The 19,149-nt window shown below is 60.4% G+C and carries 22 protein-coding genes; 3 read left to right on the top strand and 19 right to left on the bottom strand.

Features of this window, described 5'->3' with window-relative positions:
* Positions 1–22 precede the first annotated feature (22 nt).
* The 5 genes from CIC07_RS09175 to melA form a co-directional block, all read right to left on the bottom strand.
* Positions 23–919: a M14 family metallopeptidase gene (locus tag CIC07_RS09175; protein WP_076358189.1), complete on the bottom strand. Its 897-nt coding sequence runs from the start codon at positions 917–919 to the stop codon at positions 23–25.
* 149 nt (positions 920–1,068) lie between these two features.
* Complete coding sequence (gene racE, locus CIC07_RS09170; RefSeq protein ID WP_277345207.1) at positions 1,069–1,878, bottom strand: glutamate racemase; 810 nt, start codon at positions 1,876–1,878, stop codon at positions 1,069–1,071.
* Between the two features lie 87 nt (positions 1,879–1,965).
* Positions 1,966–3,117 (bottom strand): sensor histidine kinase, encoded by a 1,152-nt coding sequence (locus CIC07_RS09165; RefSeq protein ID WP_076358190.1) that lies wholly within the window; start codon positions 3,115–3,117, stop codon positions 1,966–1,968.
* Positions 3,114–3,788, bottom strand: coding sequence for a response regulator transcription factor (locus CIC07_RS09160; RefSeq protein ID WP_076358191.1), 675 nt, complete (start codon positions 3,786–3,788; stop codon positions 3,114–3,116). The genes CIC07_RS09165 and CIC07_RS09160 overlap by 4 nt, the downstream gene beginning before the upstream one ends.
* Positions 3,789–4,081: 293 nt before the next feature.
* Complete coding sequence (gene melA, locus CIC07_RS09155) at positions 4,082–5,383, bottom strand: alpha-glucosidase/alpha-galactosidase (RefSeq protein WP_076358192.1); 1,302 nt, start codon at positions 5,381–5,383, stop codon at positions 4,082–4,084.
* 210 nt (positions 5,384–5,593) lie between these two features.
* Here melA and CIC07_RS09150 point away from each other — a divergent pair, with 210 nt between their 5' ends.
* Complete coding sequence (locus CIC07_RS09150; RefSeq protein ID WP_076358193.1) at positions 5,594–6,460, top strand: AraC family transcriptional regulator; 867 nt, start codon at positions 5,594–5,596, stop codon at positions 6,458–6,460.
* A 117-nt stretch (positions 6,461–6,577) separates the two neighbouring features.
* Here CIC07_RS09150 and pyk read toward each other — a convergent pair whose 3' ends face one another.
* Positions 6,578–7,996, bottom strand: coding sequence for a pyruvate kinase (pyk, locus tag CIC07_RS09145; RefSeq protein WP_076358518.1), 1,419 nt, complete (start codon positions 7,994–7,996; stop codon positions 6,578–6,580).
* 114 nt (positions 7,997–8,110) lie between these two features.
* On the opposite strand from pyk, the gene CIC07_RS09140 reads away from it, so the two are divergent.
* Complete coding sequence (locus tag CIC07_RS09140; RefSeq protein ID WP_076358194.1) at positions 8,111–8,890, top strand: helix-turn-helix domain-containing protein; 780 nt, start codon at positions 8,111–8,113, stop codon at positions 8,888–8,890.
* A 17-nt stretch (positions 8,891–8,907) separates the two neighbouring features.
* On the opposite strand, the gene CIC07_RS09135 is transcribed toward CIC07_RS09140, so the two are convergent.
* The 5 genes from CIC07_RS09135 to CIC07_RS09120 form a co-directional block, all read right to left on the bottom strand.
* Positions 8,908–9,318: a YtxH domain-containing protein gene (locus tag CIC07_RS09135; RefSeq protein WP_076358195.1), complete on the bottom strand. Its 411-nt coding sequence runs from the start codon at positions 9,316–9,318 to the stop codon at positions 8,908–8,910.
* Position 9,319: 1 nt separating this feature from the next.
* Positions 9,320–9,832: a hypothetical protein gene (locus CIC07_RS09130; RefSeq protein WP_076358196.1), complete on the bottom strand. Its 513-nt coding sequence runs from the start codon at positions 9,830–9,832 to the stop codon at positions 9,320–9,322.
* 146 nt (positions 9,833–9,978) lie between these two features.
* Positions 9,979–10,398 (bottom strand): DUF86 domain-containing protein, encoded by a 420-nt coding sequence (locus CIC07_RS09125; RefSeq protein WP_076358197.1) that lies wholly within the window; start codon positions 10,396–10,398, stop codon positions 9,979–9,981.
* A gap of 12 nt (positions 10,399–10,410) precedes the next feature.
* Positions 10,411–10,536 carry a hypothetical protein gene (locus tag CIC07_RS25660; protein WP_021880370.1) on the bottom strand — a complete coding sequence of 42 codons (126 nt, stop codon included), beginning with the start codon at positions 10,534–10,536 and terminating at the stop codon, positions 10,411–10,413.
* Positions 10,537–10,583: 47 nt separating this feature from the next.
* The gene (locus CIC07_RS09120) at positions 10,584–10,871 is read right to left on the bottom strand and encodes a Dabb family protein (protein WP_076358198.1); all 288 of its coding nucleotides are present in this window, start codon (positions 10,869–10,871) and stop codon (positions 10,584–10,586) included.
* A gap of 132 nt (positions 10,872–11,003) precedes the next feature.
* On the opposite strand from CIC07_RS09120, the gene CIC07_RS09115 reads away from it, so the two are divergent.
* Positions 11,004–11,255 (top strand): hypothetical protein, encoded by a 252-nt coding sequence (locus CIC07_RS09115; RefSeq protein WP_076358199.1) that lies wholly within the window; start codon positions 11,004–11,006, stop codon positions 11,253–11,255.
* Between the two features lie 80 nt (positions 11,256–11,335).
* Here CIC07_RS09115 and CIC07_RS09110 read toward each other — a convergent pair whose 3' ends face one another.
* From CIC07_RS09110 to CIC07_RS09075, 8 genes are all read right to left on the bottom strand, one after another.
* Complete coding sequence (locus tag CIC07_RS09110) at positions 11,336–12,016, bottom strand: ABC transporter ATP-binding protein (RefSeq protein WP_076358200.1); 681 nt, start codon at positions 12,014–12,016, stop codon at positions 11,336–11,338.
* Positions 12,013–13,107 (bottom strand): ABC transporter permease, encoded by a 1,095-nt coding sequence (locus tag CIC07_RS09105; protein WP_076358201.1) that lies wholly within the window; start codon positions 13,105–13,107, stop codon positions 12,013–12,015. Before CIC07_RS09105 ends, CIC07_RS09110 begins: the two co-directional genes overlap by 4 nt.
* Positions 13,108–13,367: 260 nt before the next feature.
* On the bottom strand, positions 13,368–13,748 hold the full coding sequence (locus CIC07_RS09100; protein ID WP_076358202.1) for a cupredoxin domain-containing protein: 381 nt from the start codon (positions 13,746–13,748) through the stop codon (positions 13,368–13,370).
* Between the two features lie 157 nt (positions 13,749–13,905).
* The gene (locus CIC07_RS09095) at positions 13,906–14,298 is read right to left on the bottom strand and encodes a phage holin family protein (protein WP_076358203.1); all 393 of its coding nucleotides are present in this window, start codon (positions 14,296–14,298) and stop codon (positions 13,906–13,908) included.
* Positions 14,299–14,391: 93 nt separating this feature from the next.
* The gene (locus tag CIC07_RS09090) at positions 14,392–15,546 is read right to left on the bottom strand and encodes a Ger(x)C family spore germination protein (protein WP_076358204.1); all 1,155 of its coding nucleotides are present in this window, start codon (positions 15,544–15,546) and stop codon (positions 14,392–14,394) included.
* On the bottom strand, positions 15,546–17,039 hold the full coding sequence (locus CIC07_RS09085) for a spore germination protein (protein WP_083688371.1): 1,494 nt from the start codon (positions 17,037–17,039) through the stop codon (positions 15,546–15,548). The genes CIC07_RS09090 and CIC07_RS09085 overlap by 1 nt, the downstream gene beginning before the upstream one ends.
* Positions 17,036–18,169, bottom strand: a complete 1,134-nt coding sequence (locus CIC07_RS09080) for a GerAB/ArcD/ProY family transporter (RefSeq protein WP_076358205.1) — start codon at positions 18,167–18,169, stop codon at positions 17,036–17,038. Before CIC07_RS09080 ends, CIC07_RS09085 begins: the two co-directional genes overlap by 4 nt.
* Positions 18,170–18,366: 197 nt before the next feature.
* On the bottom strand, positions 18,367–19,122 hold the full coding sequence (locus CIC07_RS09075; protein ID WP_076358206.1) for an SDR family NAD(P)-dependent oxidoreductase: 756 nt from the start codon (positions 19,120–19,122) through the stop codon (positions 18,367–18,369).
* Between the last annotated feature and the right edge of the window lie 27 nt (positions 19,123–19,149).

Genomic DNA, 19,149 nt, shown 5'->3' with positions numbered 1-19,149 from the left:
CTTTCACCATCGGCAACGGAGCCTAGTCTCTCCCCGTCGCGATCCGAAGCACCTCGTCCAGCAGCACGCTCACGCGGGAGTACATGCCGCTCCACTGCTCCAGCGGCAGGGGATTGGCGCCGAGTCCCGCCTCCACCGTAAATCCCGGCCTGCGGAAGCGCCGGATGAACCAGTCCTTGAATCCGGCATCGCTGTCTGTCAGAGCGACAGGAGCGTAACCGCTGGCGGCGCCGAGCCTTGCCGCCATCTCCTCCGCCCCCGGAGGCTCGAAGCCCCGGTAGTTCCAGTAGATCTCTTCCCCTTGGGTGTGCAGGGCGACGACGATATCGAAGGATTCGCGTTCCGTAAGGGAAGCCACCGTTCGGGCTTCCGGCTCGCTGAGCGGACATTCCCCCGAATAATCCCGCGGCCCGGGGCCTGACACTGCGCGGCGCCGGCGCTCCTCCTCCCAGCCGGCCGGAAACTGGTCGTTCAGGTCGACGCCGCGGATATTCGCCTTCCAGCCGCTGAAATCGAGGCTCCCTCCATTCCATTCCAGCAGCTGGCGTCCGTAAGGATGGCCGTCCGTCACGCCTTCGAGCACGAGCTCCACTCCATCCGGATTGACCATCGGCAGCAGCCATACCGTCGTTTCCGCGGCGAAGCGATCTCCCGAGGCTTCACGTGCCGCCAGCGTCTCCGCGTACTTCATCAGAATGAGGCTTGTGATCCATTCATTGGCATGGAAGGAAGCGTTGATCTGGACGTAGCGCGGCCCGCGTCCGAAGCGCAGCGCCTCGATCGGCTTGCCCATGACGCTCGTGCCGGCAGGCACTCTCGGCAAGCAAGGATAGCGCCTCTTCAGCGCATCCAGATCGGCCGCCAATACAGCCGGTCCGTACAGGCACGGCCGTACAATGTCGTTGTCGGGGACATTCATGGAGGATCCCGCCCTTTTATTGATGATACGTCATTGTATGCGGGAACTTGCCCACCTAACACGCTTCCGCTGACGGCGGAAGCGGATGAGGGCTGAAGCCCGAACAGCCCCCTGCCATGAGGCAAGGGGCCGCGCAGTCCGAACCGGCTTTATCCGATCTTCGGAATCTGCCAGACGACCGGGGTCAGCTCGATCTGCTCGCCGAGCCATTGCTGGGCGATCCGCTTGAACATCTTGGGCTCGCCGCTGCAGAAGAACTGGTGGATCGGCAGCTCGGGCCCGTGCGCAAGCTTGCCCGATTCCTGCAGAATCGTGCTCATCTCGCGGGCCGTCTCGTTGTCGGAGCTGATCAGCTTGACGCCGCTCCCCATCACTTCCTGGATCGTCTCCGACAGGAACGGATAGTGGGTGCAGCCGAGGATGAGCGTGTCGAGCGGAATGTCCTTGAGCTTCTCCATCGAATCCCGGACCGTATCCATCGTCTCCCGGGAGCGGAAGTTGCCCTGCTCCACCAAAGGCACGAAGAGCGGACAAGCCAGGCTCACGACATGGATATTGGGATTGAGCCGCTTGAGCGCGTCCTCGTAGGCGCGGCTGCGGACCGTTCCGACCGTCCCGATGACGCCGACGATGCCGGTCTTCGTCTGGTTGATGGCCGCTCTGGCGCCGGGATTGATGACGCCGACGACCGGAACGTCCACCATGGAGCGGATATCCTCAAGCGCCGCGGCCGTAGCCGTATTGCAGGCGATAATGATCATTTTAGGCTTATACTGCATCAAATAGGAGACGATCTCCCGCGTGAACCGGACGACTTCATCGGAGGGACGCGGTCCGTAGGGCGTTCGTGCGGTATCTCCGAAGTAGATGACCTTCTCGCGGGGCAGCTGTCGCATCACTTCCTTGACAACCGTCAGCCCGCCTACTCCGGAATCTAGGATGGCTATGGGTCTTTGCACGTACACACCGCTTTCCATGAACAAAATGAGGGTCCGTTTTTTGACTATGACAGCATATGAATGCCGTCCTGCAAACGTACCTTCATCTTAGCGGATTAGAGAAGCCTGTTCAAGCCGAGGAGCGGCCGGCCTTGCCGGCTGGGCGCTCTCGGCCGGCCTCGCCGGACGCGGGGAGCCCGGCCGCGTCCGGGACAGCGGCAGGGTGACGGTGAAGACGGCTCCTTCCCCGGAATCGTTGTGCGCCGCAATGGCTCCGCCGTGCATCTCCACGATCTTGCGGCTGATGGACAAGCCGAGGCCGCTGCCGCCGCCGGTCCGGGTCCTCGACTGGTCGGCCTTGTAGAAGCGCTCGAAAATATGGGGCAGGCTGGCGTTCGGAATGCCGGTCCCCGTATCCTTGAAGGTGACGACCGCCTCCTCGCCCGTCTTCCGCAAGGCAATCTGGATGGAACCGCCGTCCGGCGTGAACTTGACGGCGTTATGAAGGAGATTGATCCATACCTGATCGAGCAGATCGGCGTCCGCATCCGTTTCGGCAGGATCCATCTGCGCCTCGACCTCCAGGCTTTTGGCGCTCCACTGGGGCTCGCCGGCCAGGATGATCCGCTGCAGCCGCTTGTCGAGCCGGACCGGCACGGGATGGAAGGGATGCTTGTCGGAATCGAGCGAGGCCAGCTTCAGCATGCTGTCCGACAGCCGCGAGAGGCGCACGCTCTCCTGCTCGATGATATCGAGATAATGCTCCCGCTGAAGGGGAGTCAGCTCGCTGTCCTTGAGGACGCGGGCGAAGCCGCTGATCGACGTGAGCGGAGATTGGATCTCGTGGGAGACGTTGGAGATGAACTCCTGGCGGAGAATCTCCATCTTGTCGAGATCGGCGGCCATGCTGTTGATGCCCTGAACAAGATTTTCCATATAGCCTTCGTTCATCTCCCTCGGCATCTCGATCGACACGCGGAAGTCCCCCTTCGCGATCGCGGCCAACGCATCCAGAATCGCTTGAAAGGCTTCCATCTGCTTTCTGCGCGCGAACCGCCCCCATAGGTACAGGATGCATCCGAACAGGATGAAGCCGGCTCCCGATTTCAACAGCTGGCCGACCAGAGGAGCGGGTTCCCATGCAAGCCACTCGAAAAAATAGAACGATGCCGTCCAGCAAAGCACGAGCAGCACGGCGACTCTCGCCATCGTGAAGGCGATCTTGAGCCTGAACCTGCTCTTCGAGCCCAGCCGCTTCATCGGATCTCCTCAAGCCTGTAGCCGAGCCCGCGGATCGTGCGGATCTCCAGATGCTCCGCCTCGGACAGCCGCTCGCGGAGCCTCCTGATATGCACGTCGACCGTACGCTCGTCTCCCTCGTAATCGAAGCCCCAGATCTGCTCGATCAGCGAGTCGCGGCTGAGCGTCTTGCCCGGGTAGCTGGCGAGCAGGAAGAGCAGCTCGAATTCCTTGAGCGGAAGCGTCGCTTCCTTGCCGCCGATCCGGCATTGGAACGTCTTGCGGTCCAGCTCGAGCTCCCCGATCCGGATCTGCTGGGAAGCCGCGATCCGGTAGCGCTTCAGCAGAGCCTTCACCCGCGCGGTCAGCTCCTGGGAATCGAACGGCTTGACGAGATAATCGTCCGTGCCGAGCTCGAACCCCTTGATCTTGTGCATCGTTTCTCCCTTGGCCGTGAGCATCAGGATCGGCATGCCCTCGTAGCTCTCTCCCAGCCGGCGGCACAGCTCCCACCCGTCCATCTCCGGCATCATGATATCCAGCACGACGAGATCGGCTCGCCTGGAGGACAGCTTGAGCAGAGCCTCCCGGCCGTTGGCCGCTTCTTCCGTCGCATAACCTTCCTTGCGGAGCAGATGGGAGACCAGCTCGCGGATATGGCTGTCGTCGTCGACGACAAGTATATGAGTCATGTCGGTTCCGCCTTTCCAATTGCGCATATAGGCATTTTATCGGTTACATTCCCATTCCGTAAACCTGATTGCACCGCATAAGCGGATGGGCTTATCGTAACCGTTCTATATGAACTGAATATGTACGCGGAACCATGACCGAATTCAAAAACAGATCCCCGCCGTTATCGGGGATCTGTCGCTTCAATGGGGGCTTCATCGCTTCCGGCGCTGGCAAGTGACAAGAAACATTCGATGCCATGCAAGGAGCTTGCGCCTTTGCAGTGCCGGCAGCCTGCGGACTGCCGCCTCCATCAGCGGTATTTCGGGAGCCAGTCGCCATGGGCTTCGATCAAGTCGTCGCATAACGCGATGATGTCGTCCATGGACAATTCCGCCGACGTATGCGGATCCAGCATGGCGGCCTGGTAAATATGCTCCTTGCGCCCGGTCACCGCCGCCTCCAGCGTCAGCAGCTGCGTATTGATGCTTGTCCGGTTCAAAGCGGCCAGCTGCGGCGGCAGATTGCCGACATGCGTAGGCTGGACTCCGCCGCGGTCGACGAGGCAAGGCACCTCCACGCACGCCTCGCTCGGCAGGTTCGGGATCAGGCGGCCCGTGTTCATGACGTTGCCTCCGATCCGGAACGGCACGTCGGTTTCGATGGCTTCAATGATATGGGAGGCATATTCATGCGTCCGCTCATGCGCCAGCTCCTGCTTTCCGAGCAGCTCCTCCCGCAGCCGGTTCCAGTCGGCGATCTGATTCACGCAGCGCCGTGGATATTCATCCAGCGGGATGTTGAAGCGCTCGATCAGCTCCGGATAATTCCTTTTGATGAAATAAGGATGGTATTCCGCGTTATGCTCGGAGGATTCCGTCACGTAATAGCCGAATTTCAGCATCAGTTCGTAGCGGACCATGTCATGATGCTTCTCCTTTTGCCGCTCAGCCGCCCTCCGTCTGATCTCCGGATACAGATCCTCCCCGTCGCGGGTCGCTTCCAGCAGCCATGCCATATGGTTGATGCCGGCGATCTTCGTCTTGACGCCTTCGGCGCTGATTCCGAGGTCCTTGAACAAATGGGGCACGCACACCTGGACGCTGTGGCAGAGGCCGACCGTGTTCACCCCGCCGTAGACGTTCATGTAATTGGTCAGCACCGCCATCGGATTCGTGTAGTTCAGGAACAGCGCGTCCGGGCAAACTTCCCGAATGTCTGCGGCGAAGCCATGCATGACCGGGATCGTCCTCAGGTTGCGGAAAATGCCGCCGATGCCGAGCGTGTCCGCGATCGTCTGGCGCAGACCGTACTTCTTCGGAATCTCGAAGTCCGTTATCGTGCAAGGATCGTATCCGCCCACCTGGATGGCGTTGATGACATATTTGGCTCCGCGCAGAGCTTCCTTCCGATCGGAATAAGCCTTGATCCTGCAGCTGCTTCCGCTCGTCGCCCTGATCGCGCCGAGGAGCTGCTCCGATTCCCTCATCCGCTCGGGATCGATGTCGTACAGAGCCAGCTCGAACGATTGCAGAGCCGGCGTCTTCATGACGTCGCCGAGCACGTTTCGCACGAACACGGTGCTGCCTGCGCCGAGGAAGGTGATCTTATCCATAGGTGCATCCTCCTTGAATACGTTCATTTGTGTGCCGTCCAGCCCAGTCCGCCGCCATTCGCCAGCGGTGCGGGGTTCAGGCCCTCAGCCTCGTCACTATTGTAAAAGAACGCTTTCAGATGCGGTATGGAAGGTTGGAGGCAATGCATGGACATTTGTGGTCGTTTCCGCTACTGTGGAATCAAAAGAAGCTGAGGAGGCTTTCGTCACATGCCGGCCACACCGGACCACTACGAATTCCAGGTAAGCGACAATCCCGGTTCTGTGCCTGCGGCAGAATTGACGGTTCTGTTCAGCGGGCAAGGCAGCCCGATTCCAGGCCACGAGAACGGCCCCGGCATTCACGATTACGTCCTGGTCCATACCGTCACAGGGGGCAAAGGAACGTTCCGCAGCGGAGACCATGCAGCCGAGCTGGCTTCGGGAGACAGCTTCACGATTTTTCCAGGCGTCTTGTTCCATTATACGGCGGACATCGAGAATCCCTGGCAGTACAACTGGGTCGCCTTCAGAGGCCATGCCGCCCTGCAGCTTCTCGCCGAGGCCGGGATCACGCCGGAAAATCCCGCCATTCTCGGCCAAGGAAGCGGCAACGCCGCCGAGCTGTACGCCAGGCTGCGGGCTTCCCTCTCGTCGGGAGGCAGCGCTTCTCTGATGGACATGGAGGCGAGCGGCTGGCTCCGGCTGCTGCTGGCCGAGTTCGCCCGCCTGCAGCCGGATGCCGCTCTGCCTTCGGCCCGCTCCACCGCCGCCGCCCGCCGCCAGGCGGAGCAGGCTGCGCGGTGGCTGCAGACCCATTATGCCGAGGCCGTGTCCATCTCGGCGCTGGCGAAAGCTCTCGGCTACCATCGTTCCCATCTGTCCAAGGTGTTCCGGAGCGTCACCGGCCTCTCTCCCATGCAGTATCTCCAAAATATCCGCCTGCGCCGGGCGATGGCGCTGCTCGGCACGGAGCTGAGCGTCGAGCAGGTCGCGGCGTCCTGCGGATTCTCCGATCCGCTCTATTTCTCCCGGCAGTTCAAGCGCAGCGCCGGCTGCTCGCCCTCCGCCTACCGGGAGCGTCTCGCCGGTCCATAAAAAAACGGGAGCCCCGAAGCGCGATCGCTTCGGGGCTCCCTGTCAGGATGCGAAAAGCCGATGCTGCTTGCCGTCCTGCCGGACGGATAACGGCCTTTTCTTGATCGGGTCCTGCTTCTATACCTGCTGGATCTTGATGAGATTGGTCGCTCCGGAGCGTCCGCTCGGCACGCCGGAGGAGATGACGACATAATCGCCTTCATGCAGCAATCCCGTCTTGCTGCCGTCGACGATTGCGGACTGAAGGAGCTCGTCCGTGCTCGTCGCGCGCTCTCCGAGCACGGGAATGACGCCGCGCAGCAGGCACAGCTTGGCCGTTACGCGAGGATCGGGGGTAATGGCGATGATGGGAGCCTTCGGCCGGTATTTCGATACCATGCGCGCCGTGAATCCGGATTCCGTCGGCGTCAGGATCGCTTTGGCGTCGAGATCGATGGAGGAGCCGACGGCCGCCTGGCTGATCACTTCGGTCGTCGTCGTGGCGTGGAGCGCGCGGCGCGACTGGAATTCAAGCCGGTAATTCAGCATGGATTCCGCCTTGACGGCGATCGAGGCCATGCGGCGCACCGATTCCACCGGATACTTGCCGGCAGCCGTCTCGCCGGAGAGCATGATGCAGTCGGTTCCCTGCTGCACGGCGCCGGCGACGTCGCTCACTTCCGCCCGAGTCGGGCGCGGATTGACCTGCATCGACTCCAGCATATGCGTAGCGACGATGACCGGCTTGCCTGCGATGTTGCACTTCGTGATCATTTCCTCCTGCAGGGCGGGCACGTCCTCGACCGGAATCTCCACGCCGAGATCGCCGCGGGCGACCATGATGCCGTCCGATGCCTCGATGATCGCGTCCAGGTTCTCGACGCCTTCATCATTTTCGATTTTGGAGATGATCTGGATATGTCCGGCGCCGTTCTCTTCGAGAATCTGGCGGATCTCCATGATGTCTTCCGCTTTGCGGACGAACGAGGCCGCGATGATGTCCACGTTCTCGCCGATGCCGAAGTGGATATGCTTGACATCGCGCTCCGTGACGCCCGGCAGGCGGGTGCGGACGCCAGGCAGATTGACGCCTTTGCGAGGCTTGAGCATGCCGCCGCTGACGATCTCGCAGCGGATCTCCGAGCCTCCGGATTCCTTCACTCTCAGCTCGATCAGGCCGTCGTCGATCAGAATCGTGCTGCCTTCATGCACATCCTCCGGCAAGCCGGGGTAGTTGACGGAGATGCGGGACGCATCGCCTTCGAGCTCGACCGTGGTCAGCACCAGCTCGGAGCCCGTCTGCAGGTGGACCGATGGAGCGGAAAGCTTGCCGATCCGAACCTCGGGTCCTTTGATATCCATCAGGATGGGAACAAGCTGTCCGCCGACAGCGGCCGAAGCCTCGCGGACCGAACGGATGCGGGCGGCATGGTCCTCCAGCTCCCCGTGAGCCATGTTGATTCGGGCCACGTTCATGCCGGCCTCCATCATTTGCTTGAGGGTGTCGACCGACTCGCTGGCCGGACCGAGCGTACATACGATTTTCGTTTTGCGCAGCATGATTGAAGTCCTCCTAGGTGTTTGCTTCCTCTATTGTACCTGTTGAAGAGGACCAAAACGACGTCCTATAGTATAATAAAAAACCTATAGTACGATAAAAGGAGCCGACTCATGGCGAAATGGCCTAATAATTGGGATATAAACCGGATTCAAGGAAATTCCGAATCCCTGATCAGCCGTCGATCCGACGACCGGAATGTTCTGCTGCTGGCCAGCTACGGAAAGTTCACGCTCGATATAGACGGGGAGCCGCTCGGAACGGCCCGTGGAGACCTCATCTTCATTCCTGCGGCGGCAGAGGCCAGGTCCATCGCTCTGCCGGGGGTGTTTCACGAGATGTACGTCATCTCGTTCAGCATGGATTCCTCCCCGGCCTCCGGCTTCCCCCTGCCAGGGAGATGGGAGTCGATAAGGCCTGCCGCCTATGATCTGCTGCTCGACCGGATCAAGTCGATGCTCGGCGAAAGCAAGGAGGGACTGCCCTACTCGCGCTTGCTAGGAACGGGGCTGCTGCTGGAGATCATGGCGTTATGGGGAAGAGAGCGGTGCAAGGGGGAAGCCAAGGCAGCCGGAAGCCGCCATATCGAGAAGATGAAAGCTTTCCTGCAGGATCATTATCGGGAGCATGTAACCAAGGTAGAGCTTGGCGAATGCATCGGCCGCACGCCGAATTATGCCGCTTCGCTGTTCCGAAGCGGCACCGGGCAGACCATCAGCGGTTATGTCCATTCCTTGCGGATGAAAACGGCGGTGTACATGCTGCAGGAATCGCTGCTCACCGTGGAAGAAATCGCGGCCTATCTCGGCTATGCCGAGGTGTCCTACTTTCAGCGGGTGTTCAAGCGCTCCTACGGAGAGCCGCCGTCTATGTACGCCAGCCGCATCCGCTAGGATGAGCTGGAGGCTCCTCAGATTTTGCCGGAGCCGTCGTCTTCGGCATCGATCGCGTCAAGGCGCTCATCGAGGATGAAATCCGACACGTCGGAATCGCCGGCAGCCGATGCCGATGCGATGACCGCAAGCTCGCGGTCTTCGCTGCGGTCCCAGAACTTGATTCCGGATGCCAGGGTATCGGCCGTCTGAATCGCTTTTTCCTTCAGCGCCGTCGCTCCGGCAGCCGTCTGCCTTGCCGCAGCGGCAGCCTTGTCGCCGATGATCTCGCCGATTTCTACCGCCGTGTCCGCTGCCTTGACGGCATACTCACCGATGTCGGAGCGCAGCTCGCGGCCCGACTTCGGAGCCAGCAGCAGCGCCGTCACCGATCCGACGACACCTCCTGCAATCGCGCCCCATGCAAATCCATATTTCTTCTTCGCCATCTTAATCGCTCCCTTCCTCGTTAGGGTTCCCATTGTTCCGTCCGGAACATGCAGAGATGCCAAGCTTTTCGCGGCGGCTGCGCCAAAACATCCATCCTTCGAGCGCGACTTCGGCGATGCCGATCGCCTGATCGATCTGCTGACGGTATTTGCCGGCCGCCTGCTCCACGCGTACTGCGGCCGATTCGGCCGTGTCCGCAGCCGCATGGGCGATCTTGCGCGCCGCGATCTGCGCATGGTTCGCTGCGTCCTGCAGCTTGAGAGCGGATTCCAGCACCGGACCGAGCAGCATCAGCTGCCGCCTCGCTTCCTCGGCCGCCTCTCTTGCGGGCCGCAGAGCATGGCGCGCATCGCTCAGAAGCCCGTCAAGCTGCTCCAGCGATTTGTTTCCTGACGACTGGGCTTCTTCCATCCACGCTTTCAGACGGCGAAGCACCACGACGAACTGCCATGCGGCCGCAGCGGCCGCGATCGCCGCCACGGCGGCGCCCAGCGCCGCGATCCAAGCTGCCATGCCTCCACCTCCTGCATGTTCCGGTTCCGGGCGGGAGCCCATTGCCTGAGATCAGTAGATGCGGCGTGGGCTTGGCTTGACACTTCGATCTCAAAATAAAAAAGCCGCCCCTCGGAGGGCGGCTTGGAACTTGCAGTCGCGATGTGTCATTGTTCCTTGGCGAGATAGATCTCCACCTGATCCCGGAAGCTTGCCAGCCAGCCGGGCAGCTGGGGCGTGAAAGGATGCAGCTCGCTCCGCGGCCAGTCATAATATTCCTGGACGAGCTTGCGCCGCAGCGACGCCAGCTCCGACAGGCTGCGGGCAAGCCCGGCATCGATGACCTCCTCGCCGCCGATGATCTCGACGATATCCTCGTAGCTGCTCGCGTCCCTCATGATATAGCCGTCGATGAGGCAGCTGCCTACGTCCGTCACGGTCTCGATCGCCAGATGGAGAGCTCTCTCCTGGGCAAGCCCCTGAAGCAGGGTTCCTTGCCAGCCGGACGCCAGCTCCTTGAGCGCCTGCTCAAGCTCCGGCATGGCGCCGAGCCTGAGACGGATGTCTTGCACGTTGACGTAATACATGAAGCGCCTCCGTTATCGGTTATTCTTTTTTCTGCCGCGCCGCTTCAGCCAGACAATCATGATGATGCTGCTGACGATGACGACGAACAGATAGACGATCATCTGGTAAAAATCTTCCCCAAGCGATTCTTCCTGCATACTTACGCACCTTCCTTTGGAAGCCGGAGCTCCTCCTGCTTGTTGGTTCAGCCTATGTAGTCCACGCTCACGGAAGATTCGCGGGCCTCGTTCATGTGCTCGATGACCTTCTGGTGGACCGGATGCACCTGGTATTCTCCAAGAGCTTCCAGGGAATCGAACTTGGTCACGAGAGCGATATCGTACGAACGCTCGGAATGGACGACATCAACGCCTACCTCCAGATGCCGGAGCACCTCGATGCGGCCTTCCATGTCCCGAAGGACCGAGGCCGTGCGCTCCACGCTGTCTGCGCTGCGGTCTTTGAGGCGGAAGAACACGATATGGGTCAGCATAGTAGTGAAAACGCTCCCTCTTGATCAGGAATCGGCGCGGAACTTGCGTCATCTGCATGTCCCGAGCCCTTTTGACCCATAATAACTCAAGCCGCAGCATTCGGCAATGCCAGCAGAAGGGAGCAAGAACAGGTGCGTTATCCCGTCACGATCACCGCGGTCCTGATCAGCCTTGCCCTATGCCTTTTCAGCTCGACGGGGTATGATCCCCATAACTTCTTCTTTTTCATGTTCAGTCCTGTCGCCTGGATCTCGGATGTATTCTACGACATCCACGCCACGTCGGTCTGGATCATGTACGTGCTTACGATCGCCTGTTATGCGGCCATCGGGTACGCCTGCGACCGGATCATCCAAGCCGAGCGCCGCAAAAGGAACGCCTGAGCCAGCCGGAAAAGCCCTGGCGGACACCTGCTTCGAGCAGATGTCCGCCAGGGCTTTTCCGTTCGCCGCCTGGTCCGGGCTCAGGCCGGCTGCAGCCGGCCGTTCTCCAGCTTCAGCACGCGGTCGCAAAACTCCAGCACCCGCTCGTCATGCGTGACCATGACGCCCGCTTTCCGCTGCTCCTTCACGCCGTCCCGGAGCATGCGGACGACATCGCGGCCTCGTTCGGCATCCAGGCTCGCCGTCGGCTCGTCGGCATAGATGACCGACGGATCGTTCATCCATGCCCTCGCGACGGCCGCGCGCTGCCGCTCGCCTCCGGACAGCTTCTCGGGGTAGTATCTCCGGCGATGGCCAAGCCCGAGCCGCTCCAGCAGCTCCCTCGCCCGTTCCGATGCCGCGGCGGCCGGAGTTCCGGACAGCTTCGCGACGAGCAGCAGCTGCTCCTCGACGCGCAGATACGGAATCAGGTTCGCGGACTGAAACACGAAGCCGAGCTTGTTGAGCCGCAGATCCGCCAGCTGTCCGGCGTCCATGCCGCCGAGCGGCTGCCCGTCTACGCTCACCTCTCCCGCGGTCGGAGACAGCAGCGCTCCGGCGATCGAGAGGAAGGTGCTTTTGCCGGAGCCGGAAGGGCCGGTCACGGCGACCAGCTCCCCCTCTCCGACTTCCAGCGACAAGCCGTCCAAAATCGTAACGCTCGATTCGCCGTCCTGAAACGTCTGGGTCACATTTTCCATGATCAATCTCGGTTTCATCATGCCGACCTCCCTATCGCATCCAGCGCGTCGGTGCGCGCCACCTTGATGACTGACAACAACGACCCGACTATCGATGTGAGCAGAAACAAGCCGCAGGTGAAGGCCGTCGTGCCGGCATCGAGCTGGAAAGGAACCGTGGCGGGCATCGCTGCGCGCATGCCCCAGATGAGCAGCAGGCTCCCCGTCAGGCTAGCCGCGGCCAGAAGGAGCACCTGCCAGAGGACGCTTGCCGACAAATAGCCGGTTCTGGAGCCGATCGCCTTCAGGATTCCGAATTGGCTCGTCTTCTGGATGGTCATGACATAAAAGAACACCGCCAGGACGAATGCCGAGATGACGAACAGGAATGCGATCATCATGACCAGCGTGCCCTGCTCCTCGGAATAACCGGGAATCGCCTGGATGATCTGCTTCTTGGCGAGCAGCTCCGTGCCCGGCAGCTTGCCCTGCAGCGCTTCCGCATCGGCCTGGCTGCCGCGGAACGCAATCGCGTTGTAGCCGCTTTCTCGTCCGGACTGCTGCAGCTGGCTCCACTCCGCCGGACTGACGAACGCCGCCGGCGTATGGCTGTAGGATTCATCCTTCACGAAGCCGGCGACGGTCCAGCTGCGGCCCGTCACCGTGTCGGTAAGCTTCGTCCCGAGCCCGACTCCCGATTCCGCCAGCTTCCGGTCCACGACGATGGCGCCAGCGGTCCCTGCGGCCGGCTTCGTCCCCTCGACAACCGGCGGCGCCAGCCATCCTTCCGGCTGCACGGACATGAGCGCGGCATCCAGCTTGGCTCCCGTCGCCTCGTTCTGGAGCGAAGCCATGCGCACGCCAAGCAGCTGAACCGCTTCCTCCCCGGCTGCCTTCTTGGCCGCTGCCGCCTGCTCCGGCGTTATCGCCGAGCGGGCGAGCCGGCTGTCCGAGCCTTGCTGGACAATAAAGTAATCGGCCTTCATATTCACGACCGAGGATGCGTTCGCATAGGACAATCCTTGCGCCAGCCCGGTCACGAACAGCACCAGGAAAGATACGAGCAGCATGATCGTCGTGATCAGCGCGTACTTCAGCTTGGAATGCCTGATTTCCCGCAAAGCCAAAAACATGAACATCTCCTCCTTCTCATGCCTTCAGCTTAGAGATGCTGCGTGAACGGAGCGTGAACCGGAGATTACAAGCGGCCGCACGGCTCCTGCCGGAGCACCGGGAGCAGAGGCGCCTCGCCTCCACGGAAGAACGATCGAATCCGCGCCGGAGGCTCGGCATGCTGCACATCGAAGGCATCCCGGAGCGATCGCGAAAACAGCTGTAACGCAAAAAAAAAGCGTCTCTCCTCAAAAGGAGAAACGCTTTTCCGATGCAGATGCTACTCGACGACGAGCTCGGATACCATGTCCGCATGTCCGGTTCCGCACATGACGGAACAGTGCATTTTGTAACGGCCCGGCTTGTCGAAGGTGACTTCCTGCTCCATCTTGTCGCCTTGCAGGTCGATGCCGAAGTCCTCGATGGCCAGACCGTGCATGCCGCTCTTGTTGTGCAGGACGAGCTTGTACTTCTGGCCGGCCTTGACTTTGTATTCCTTCTGGTCGAACACGAAGTCCTGAGACGCGGTTACCTTCAGCAGCTCGACCCCCTCGGGCAGTCCAGCGCTCTCGTCTTTCGGCGGCAGCGGAAGTCCGAGCGTCAGCATGTACAGTCCCAGCAGGGCTGCGATAATCAGCATTGTAGACATTAAGTATTTCATGCGTTCCTTGCTCCCCTTCATGCTTAGATGAGATGCCCATATTTGACCATGACTGCTTCTATAATACCTAAGAATAGGAAATGATCACAAGCTTTAACCGTTTTCAATTTTATTTTATCCCGAAATGTTTGACAGATTCATGAACATTCCGTGGCGATCATGAATCTTTTTTGCGGAAGATTTCAATGAACGCCTTGATCCTTCCCGGCAGCGGCAAGCCGACCCGGCCGTAATTTTCCGTGATGGACAGCAGCTCGTTGCCCGTATAGAAGAAGATCGTCGCCGTCATGACGGCGTTGCCTCCCATAAGCTCGTCGATCCGATGCGCGATGAGGATGACGAGCAGCGTCAGTCCCTTGCGGGCCAGCCCCCACCAGCCGACGAGACTGCTCAGACGCCTGCCTTCGCGCAGCGAGGCCGCCATTCCGGAAATGTAATCGACCGCCATGCAGACGAGCAGCAGCGTCAGCGATTGATGCCAGGCGCCGAACGCAAATCCTATCATGGAGCCGATGATCGCGACAAGCGAACCCGTGGACGCATCTTTCATCCCCGTTACCCCCTCTATCAGCATTTGATAGATTATCCTATGCCGATAGAAGGAGAATGCGATGGTTGTCCGCCTTTTACGCGACAGCCAGGTTCAGGTGAGGTCGAATTTGCCGGTGTGGACCAGGTCGAAATGAACGAAGACCTTCAGCTGCTCGGAGAGCGGATGCCATTCACCGCTATGGGCCAGCTGCTTCCAGAGCTTGTTGTGGTTCCGGTAGAGCACCTCCTCGAGCTGTAGGATGTCGACCTTCTTGCTGCAGCCGATCCTGTAGGTCCGTTCGATCTCGGCCTTGACCTTCTGCTCGACCTCCCGGGTTATTTCCCGCTCCGTCATCGGTCCGGTCAGCTCGATCAGATGCCCCTTCACATTCACATCCAGCTTGATCTCGGGAATGGCTCCTCCCTTGACGAGATGATAGGAAGGCTTGGAGTAGGTCATATTGACCGTGGCGATGTTCTCCTGCTTGCGGCCGTTCTCGTCCGCCTTCATTCCGGTGTAGATATAATGCTGGTGAAAAGTCGGATCGATCCATCGCATGCCGCTGATTTCGTCCACAGACAGGAACGGCTTCGCCTTTTTCATATAGAAGGGGATGACGCCGTCGTACCGCTGGACCATCATCTTCGACTTCGATTCGTTCCAATCGGTCTCGTCGATGCCGATGACGGGCAGCACGGCCGTAAATCCGGGCTCGTCAAGCGCCTTGACCAGCTCCTGCATCGTAACGGGACGGATCAGGCTGTTCTGCTTGAACTGCGCCCGCGGATTGTACATGATGCTCATGAGCGGCGAGCGGCCGAAAAAGGTGTTCGTATTGAACAGCTTCTCGAACGGCTCCCGCGTGGCGAACACGAGCGATGTGTACCGGGATGCCCTTTGCCGGTTGTTGGCATCCAGGATATCGTCCACATGCGACAGCGCCCGCTCCTGCACGACAAGCACCTTCATATGGTCGAGATTCACCTCGAACTGCGCAGACCTCTGCAGATCGCCGAGCGCCATCAGCATCGTTTTCCCCGTCCCTGTTCCCAGCCATATGCTCGATCCGCTCGAACTGCCCGAGTCCTGGGATTTGGCGACGCTGCTGAACTGCATCAGCTGCACAGTCATAGTATAGTTCCCGTCCGCATAATCAATGCCCATGGCGGACACATAACCTTGATCGGTCAGGTCGACCTCGTCCCAGCATCCCGCAATCAGCATGGACAATGCGGCAAGCATGCCGAGCAACAGCCTGGCTCTCATCAGTATTGGCCTCCTTTTCTCCTCCGCTTGACCCATGGCAGCTGCAGGAACGCCTGCGGCATGAGCCTGAACCTCATCGACGCCAGCGGAGCCATATAAGGTCTTCCGAACGATTCAAGCGAGCACAGGTGGATGACGATGGCGAACATCGAGAGGAAAAAGCCGAGCATGCCCATGAACGAGACCATCACCAGCACCAGGAGCCTCAGCACCGTGACCGTCCCGTTGAGGGTCTGGTTGACGAGGACAAACGTCGAGACCGCCGTCACCGCCGCGATGACAAGCATCGTAGGCGAAGTGAGCCCCGCGTCGATGGCGGCATTTCCGACGATCAGGCCTCCGACGACCGACACGGTCTGCCCGACCGCCCGCGGCAGCCGTACGCCGGCTTCCCGGAACAGCTCGAACATGAGCAGCATGAGGAACATTTCCATCGTCGTCGAGACCGGCAGGCCGTTCCGGGATGTGGAGATGGTCGCGAGCAGATTGAACGGAATCTGGTCGGTATTGAACGAGCAGAGCGCGATCCAGAAGCCCGGCAGGAAGATGCTGAAAAACAGCCCGACGAAGCGCAGCATTCTCTCCAGGGACACATAAAAGTACGGCATGTGCAGATCCTCGGGAGACTTGATGAGGAAAGCCAGGTCGGTCGGTCCCATGATGACGGCGGGATTGCCGTTGACGATGACGATGAACCGCCCCGACAGGAGCGAGGAGGCGGCATAGTCGGGGCGGCCCGTATACGTCACCAAAGGGAACAGGGTGAAGCGCTTGTCCGACATCAGGGATTCGATCTGGGTGCTGCTGTCGATGGACACGACGTTCTCCGCGATTTCCCGCAGCCTGCGCTTCGCTTCGGCGACCATCTCCTCGTCCGCGAGGCTGGCCATGTACATGAAGGCGACCTCGGTTCCCGATCTGGAGCCGATCGTCATGATCTCGCACTGCAGGTCCGGCGTCTTGAGGCGGCGCCTGACCAGGCTGACGTTCACATTGATGCTCTCCACGAAGCCGTCCCGCGGACCTTTGAGCGACACCTCCATGACGGATTCGTCGGGCTGCCGCTCCGTAATATTTCCGATAAAGGAGGCGTAGATTCGGTCCCCTTCCGGCAGTACGATCAGGACCGCGCCGCTGAACAGCATTTCAAAAATGTTCTGGCCCGCATCCGACTCGTCGCTGATCATCATGAGGCTGGTGTCGGACCCGTCCAGCAGCCTTCCTCCATCTTGCTGGAGGGCAGGCAGCAGAGACTGCTGGAGCAAGGACGTATCCACCATCTGGGTGCAGTAGAACAAGGTCGCCGGACAGTGCTCGCCGCTCTCGAGAATGAAGCTGGTCTCGATATGGACGACATCCTGGCAGCCTTGAAGCTTCTCATGCAGCCGCTCCAGCGTCCATCTCGAGTCGGAAGCTCCGGTGGTCCCGTCTTCGGCAGCCGATGAGGACGTCCTGCTGCGAGTGGTGGCGTTATTCTGGGTCTGCTGGCTCATTGGGGTCCTCCATTCCCCTCCGCCGGCACTCCTGCCGCAGAGGATTTCTTGTGGCGGCTGCGGGAATCCAATACCGCCAGCAGCCAGATGACCATGCTGATGGCGACGACGGCCGCCCCCGCGATGGGAAAGTAGTACGTCATGATTTTGCGGTACATCACCATATTGTCGCTGATGATCTGGGACAAGGGGACGAACAGGACCAGGATGAAGATCGCGAACCCCCACTTCTTTCCTTTCGAGCGCAGGGAAATCAGATCGGCGATGAGGAACAGCGACAGCGACAGCCGGATCATCGCTCCGGATATCCATTGGTAGATCGCGAAGAAGTCCAGATGCTCGATGAATTTGCCGATCTGGACGAGCCTCCACTGGGAAAAGGCCGGGTATCTCATCTTTTCGGCTTCGACCGGCCCGAACTGGGTGATCGCTCCCGTCAGCGGCCCCAGCGTCAGCAGCGACAGGATCGTGATCAGCACGACCAGATGGATCCATTTGAATTTCTTCTTCAGATGATGCTGATAGAGGACCAGCGTGTAGAACTCCACCAGCGCGCAGACGGTGAGCAGCGATCCGTACCAGACAGGGGTCCAGCCATGCTCCAGATGCGGCTTCAGAAAGGAATAGTCCTTATGGGGCAGATTCGCCGTCATGACGAAGTCTCCGAGAAGCACGACGAAGGGTAGGAGGATGGCGGAGGCATAGGCGATCGTCCTGAGGCCCGTGCCTACGGCGTACATGACGATGATGATGATGGCGCTCGTGATGATCCAGGTCGGCGTCTTGGGCAGATAGGTCGTCTTCGACCACGAGATCGTATCGACGAGAGTATTCAGCGCGATCCCGAACAGCATCAGCGCAAGCGGCAGCTTGAGCGTCCAGGAGCCGGCTCGGCCGAGCATCCTCTCCAGCATGGACTTCACGGATCCGTTCAGCCGCTTCATCGTGCCGTATACGGGAAAGCTGATCCACAGGATGGCTATGCCCCATCCGATTAGCGGGCACATCCAGCTGTCCCGCTTGGCAACATGCAGAATAAGAGGGACGATGAGGACATGGTTGACCAGCCCGACGGACAGGATTTGGATCATGACAGCCGGAAGAAGGCCGAACAGATTGGTTTTTTTCATTTCCGCACCTCTTTCGAGGATAGATTATCCCTCTGGCGGAAACTTTATCCATCCTGACCCGGACCGCGCTCAAGCCCTTGACTCCGCCGCTTCCCTCCCCGTGCCTGCGGCTCCCCTGGAAAAACGAAAACAGCCGCCCTTCATGACGCTCAGCCGCATCCGGCCGGAGCATCATCGAAGGGCGGCTGCAGCCGATGTCAGTCGATGTAGATCATTTTGCGGGTCATGCCCCCGTCGACCGTCACATTGGTTCCCGTGACGAAATCGTTGTCCGGGTCGGTCAGGTAGAAGCAGGCACGGACGACATCCTCCGGACGTCCTACCCGTCCTGCCGGATGCTGCTTGTGGTCGGCTTCGCTCAGCTTGGCCGTGCTGCCGGTCTCGATCCAGCCCGGGCTGACGGAGTTGACCCGGATGCCCTCCCCGCCCAGCGACAGCGCCAAAGCGTGGGTCAGCGACAGGATCCCTCCCTTGGAGGCGGCATAGGCTTCGGAGGAAGGCTCCGACATGAATGCGCGCGTGGAGGCCATATTGACGATGGAGCCTCCCCCGCCGTTCTCCTTCATCAGGAGGGCCGCTGCGCGGCTGCAGAGGAAGGTGCCCCGCAGATTGCTGTTCAGCACCTCGTCCCAGTCCTCCACCTCCAGCTCCCAGATGGACTTGAAGGCGCTGATGCCGGCATTGTTGATCAGGATGTCCGCTCTTCCGCAACGCTCCTTGATGCCTGCGAACAATGCGGCGATGTCCTCAGGCTTGCCGAGGTCGGCCGTCCATGCCGAGCAGCTTCCCCCGCTTGCCTGGATCAGAGACGCGGTTTCATCGGCGCCAGCCCGATTCCGGTCGACAAGCACGGCATCCGCGCCTTCCGCAGCGTATCCGAGCGCGACGGCCCGTCCGATTCCGGAGCCGGCACCGGTCACGACGACCGTCTTTCCTTTGAATCTCACCTGCATCCTCCCCTTTCGGCGTTCCTGCCTGCC

Origin of the sequence: Paenibacillus sp. RUD330, assembly GCF_002243345.2 — a bacterium.
GTDB lineage: Bacteria > Bacillota > Bacilli > Paenibacillales > Paenibacillaceae > Paenibacillus_O.
This window is presented reverse-complemented; position numbering and strand designations above follow the sequence as displayed.

Excerpts from the sequence above, each read along its gene's own strand:
- CIC07_RS09125 (WP_076358197.1), bottom strand. The coding sequence starts at position 10,398 with ATGTATTACGTCAACGTGCAAGACATCCGTCTCAGGCTCGGCGCCATG.
- CIC07_RS09105 (WP_076358201.1), bottom strand. The coding sequence starts at position 13,107 with ATGTTTTTGGCTTTGCGGGAAATCAGGCATTCCAAGCTGAAGTACGCG.
- CIC07_RS09090 (WP_076358204.1), bottom strand. The coding sequence starts at position 15,546 with ATGAGAGCCAGGCTGTTGCTCGGCATGCTTGCCGCATTGTCCATGCTG.
- CIC07_RS09080 (WP_076358205.1), bottom strand. The coding sequence starts at position 18,169 with ATGAAAAAAACCAATCTGTTCGGCCTTCTTCCGGCTGTCATGATCCAA.
- CIC07_RS09110 (WP_076358200.1), bottom strand. The coding sequence starts at position 12,016 with ATGATGAAACCGAGATTGATCATGGAAAATGTGACCCAGACGTTTCAG.
- CIC07_RS09140 (WP_076358194.1), top strand. The coding sequence starts at position 8,111 with ATGGCGAAATGGCCTAATAATTGGGATATAAACCGGATTCAAGGAAAT.
- CIC07_RS09165 (WP_076358190.1), bottom strand. The coding sequence starts at position 3,117 with ATGAAGCGGCTGGGCTCGAAGAGCAGGTTCAGGCTCAAGATCGCCTTC.
- melA (WP_076358192.1), bottom strand. The coding sequence starts at position 5,383 with ATGGATAAGATCACCTTCCTCGGCGCAGGCAGCACCGTGTTCGTGCGA.
- CIC07_RS09075 (WP_076358206.1), bottom strand. The coding sequence starts at position 19,122 with ATGCAGGTGAGATTCAAAGGAAAGACGGTCGTCGTGACCGGTGCCGGC.
- CIC07_RS09130 (WP_076358196.1), bottom strand. The coding sequence starts at position 9,832 with ATGGCAGCTTGGATCGCGGCGCTGGGCGCCGCCGTGGCGGCGATCGCG.
- CIC07_RS09135 (WP_076358195.1), bottom strand. The coding sequence starts at position 9,318 with ATGGCGAAGAAGAAATATGGATTTGCATGGGGCGCGATTGCAGGAGGT.
- CIC07_RS09120 (WP_076358198.1), bottom strand. The coding sequence starts at position 10,871 with ATGCTGACCCATATCGTGTTCTTCCGCCTCAAAGACCGCAGCGCAGAC.
- CIC07_RS09095 (WP_076358203.1), bottom strand. The coding sequence starts at position 14,298 with ATGAAAGATGCGTCCACGGGTTCGCTTGTCGCGATCATCGGCTCCATG.
- CIC07_RS09175 (WP_076358189.1), bottom strand. The coding sequence starts at position 919 with ATGAATGTCCCCGACAACGACATTGTACGGCCGTGCCTGTACGGACCG.
- CIC07_RS09150 (WP_076358193.1), top strand. The coding sequence starts at position 5,594 with ATGCCGGCCACACCGGACCACTACGAATTCCAGGTAAGCGACAATCCC.
- CIC07_RS25660 (WP_021880370.1), bottom strand. The coding sequence starts at position 10,536 with ATGCAGGAAGAATCGCTTGGGGAAGATTTTTACCAGATGATCGTCTAT.
- CIC07_RS09100 (WP_076358202.1), bottom strand. The coding sequence starts at position 13,748 with ATGAAATACTTAATGTCTACAATGCTGATTATCGCAGCCCTGCTGGGA.
- CIC07_RS09085 (WP_083688371.1), bottom strand. The coding sequence starts at position 17,039 with ATGAGCCAGCAGACCCAGAATAACGCCACCACTCGCAGCAGGACGTCC.
- CIC07_RS09160 (WP_076358191.1), bottom strand. The coding sequence starts at position 3,788 with ATGACTCATATACTTGTCGTCGACGACGACAGCCATATCCGCGAGCTG.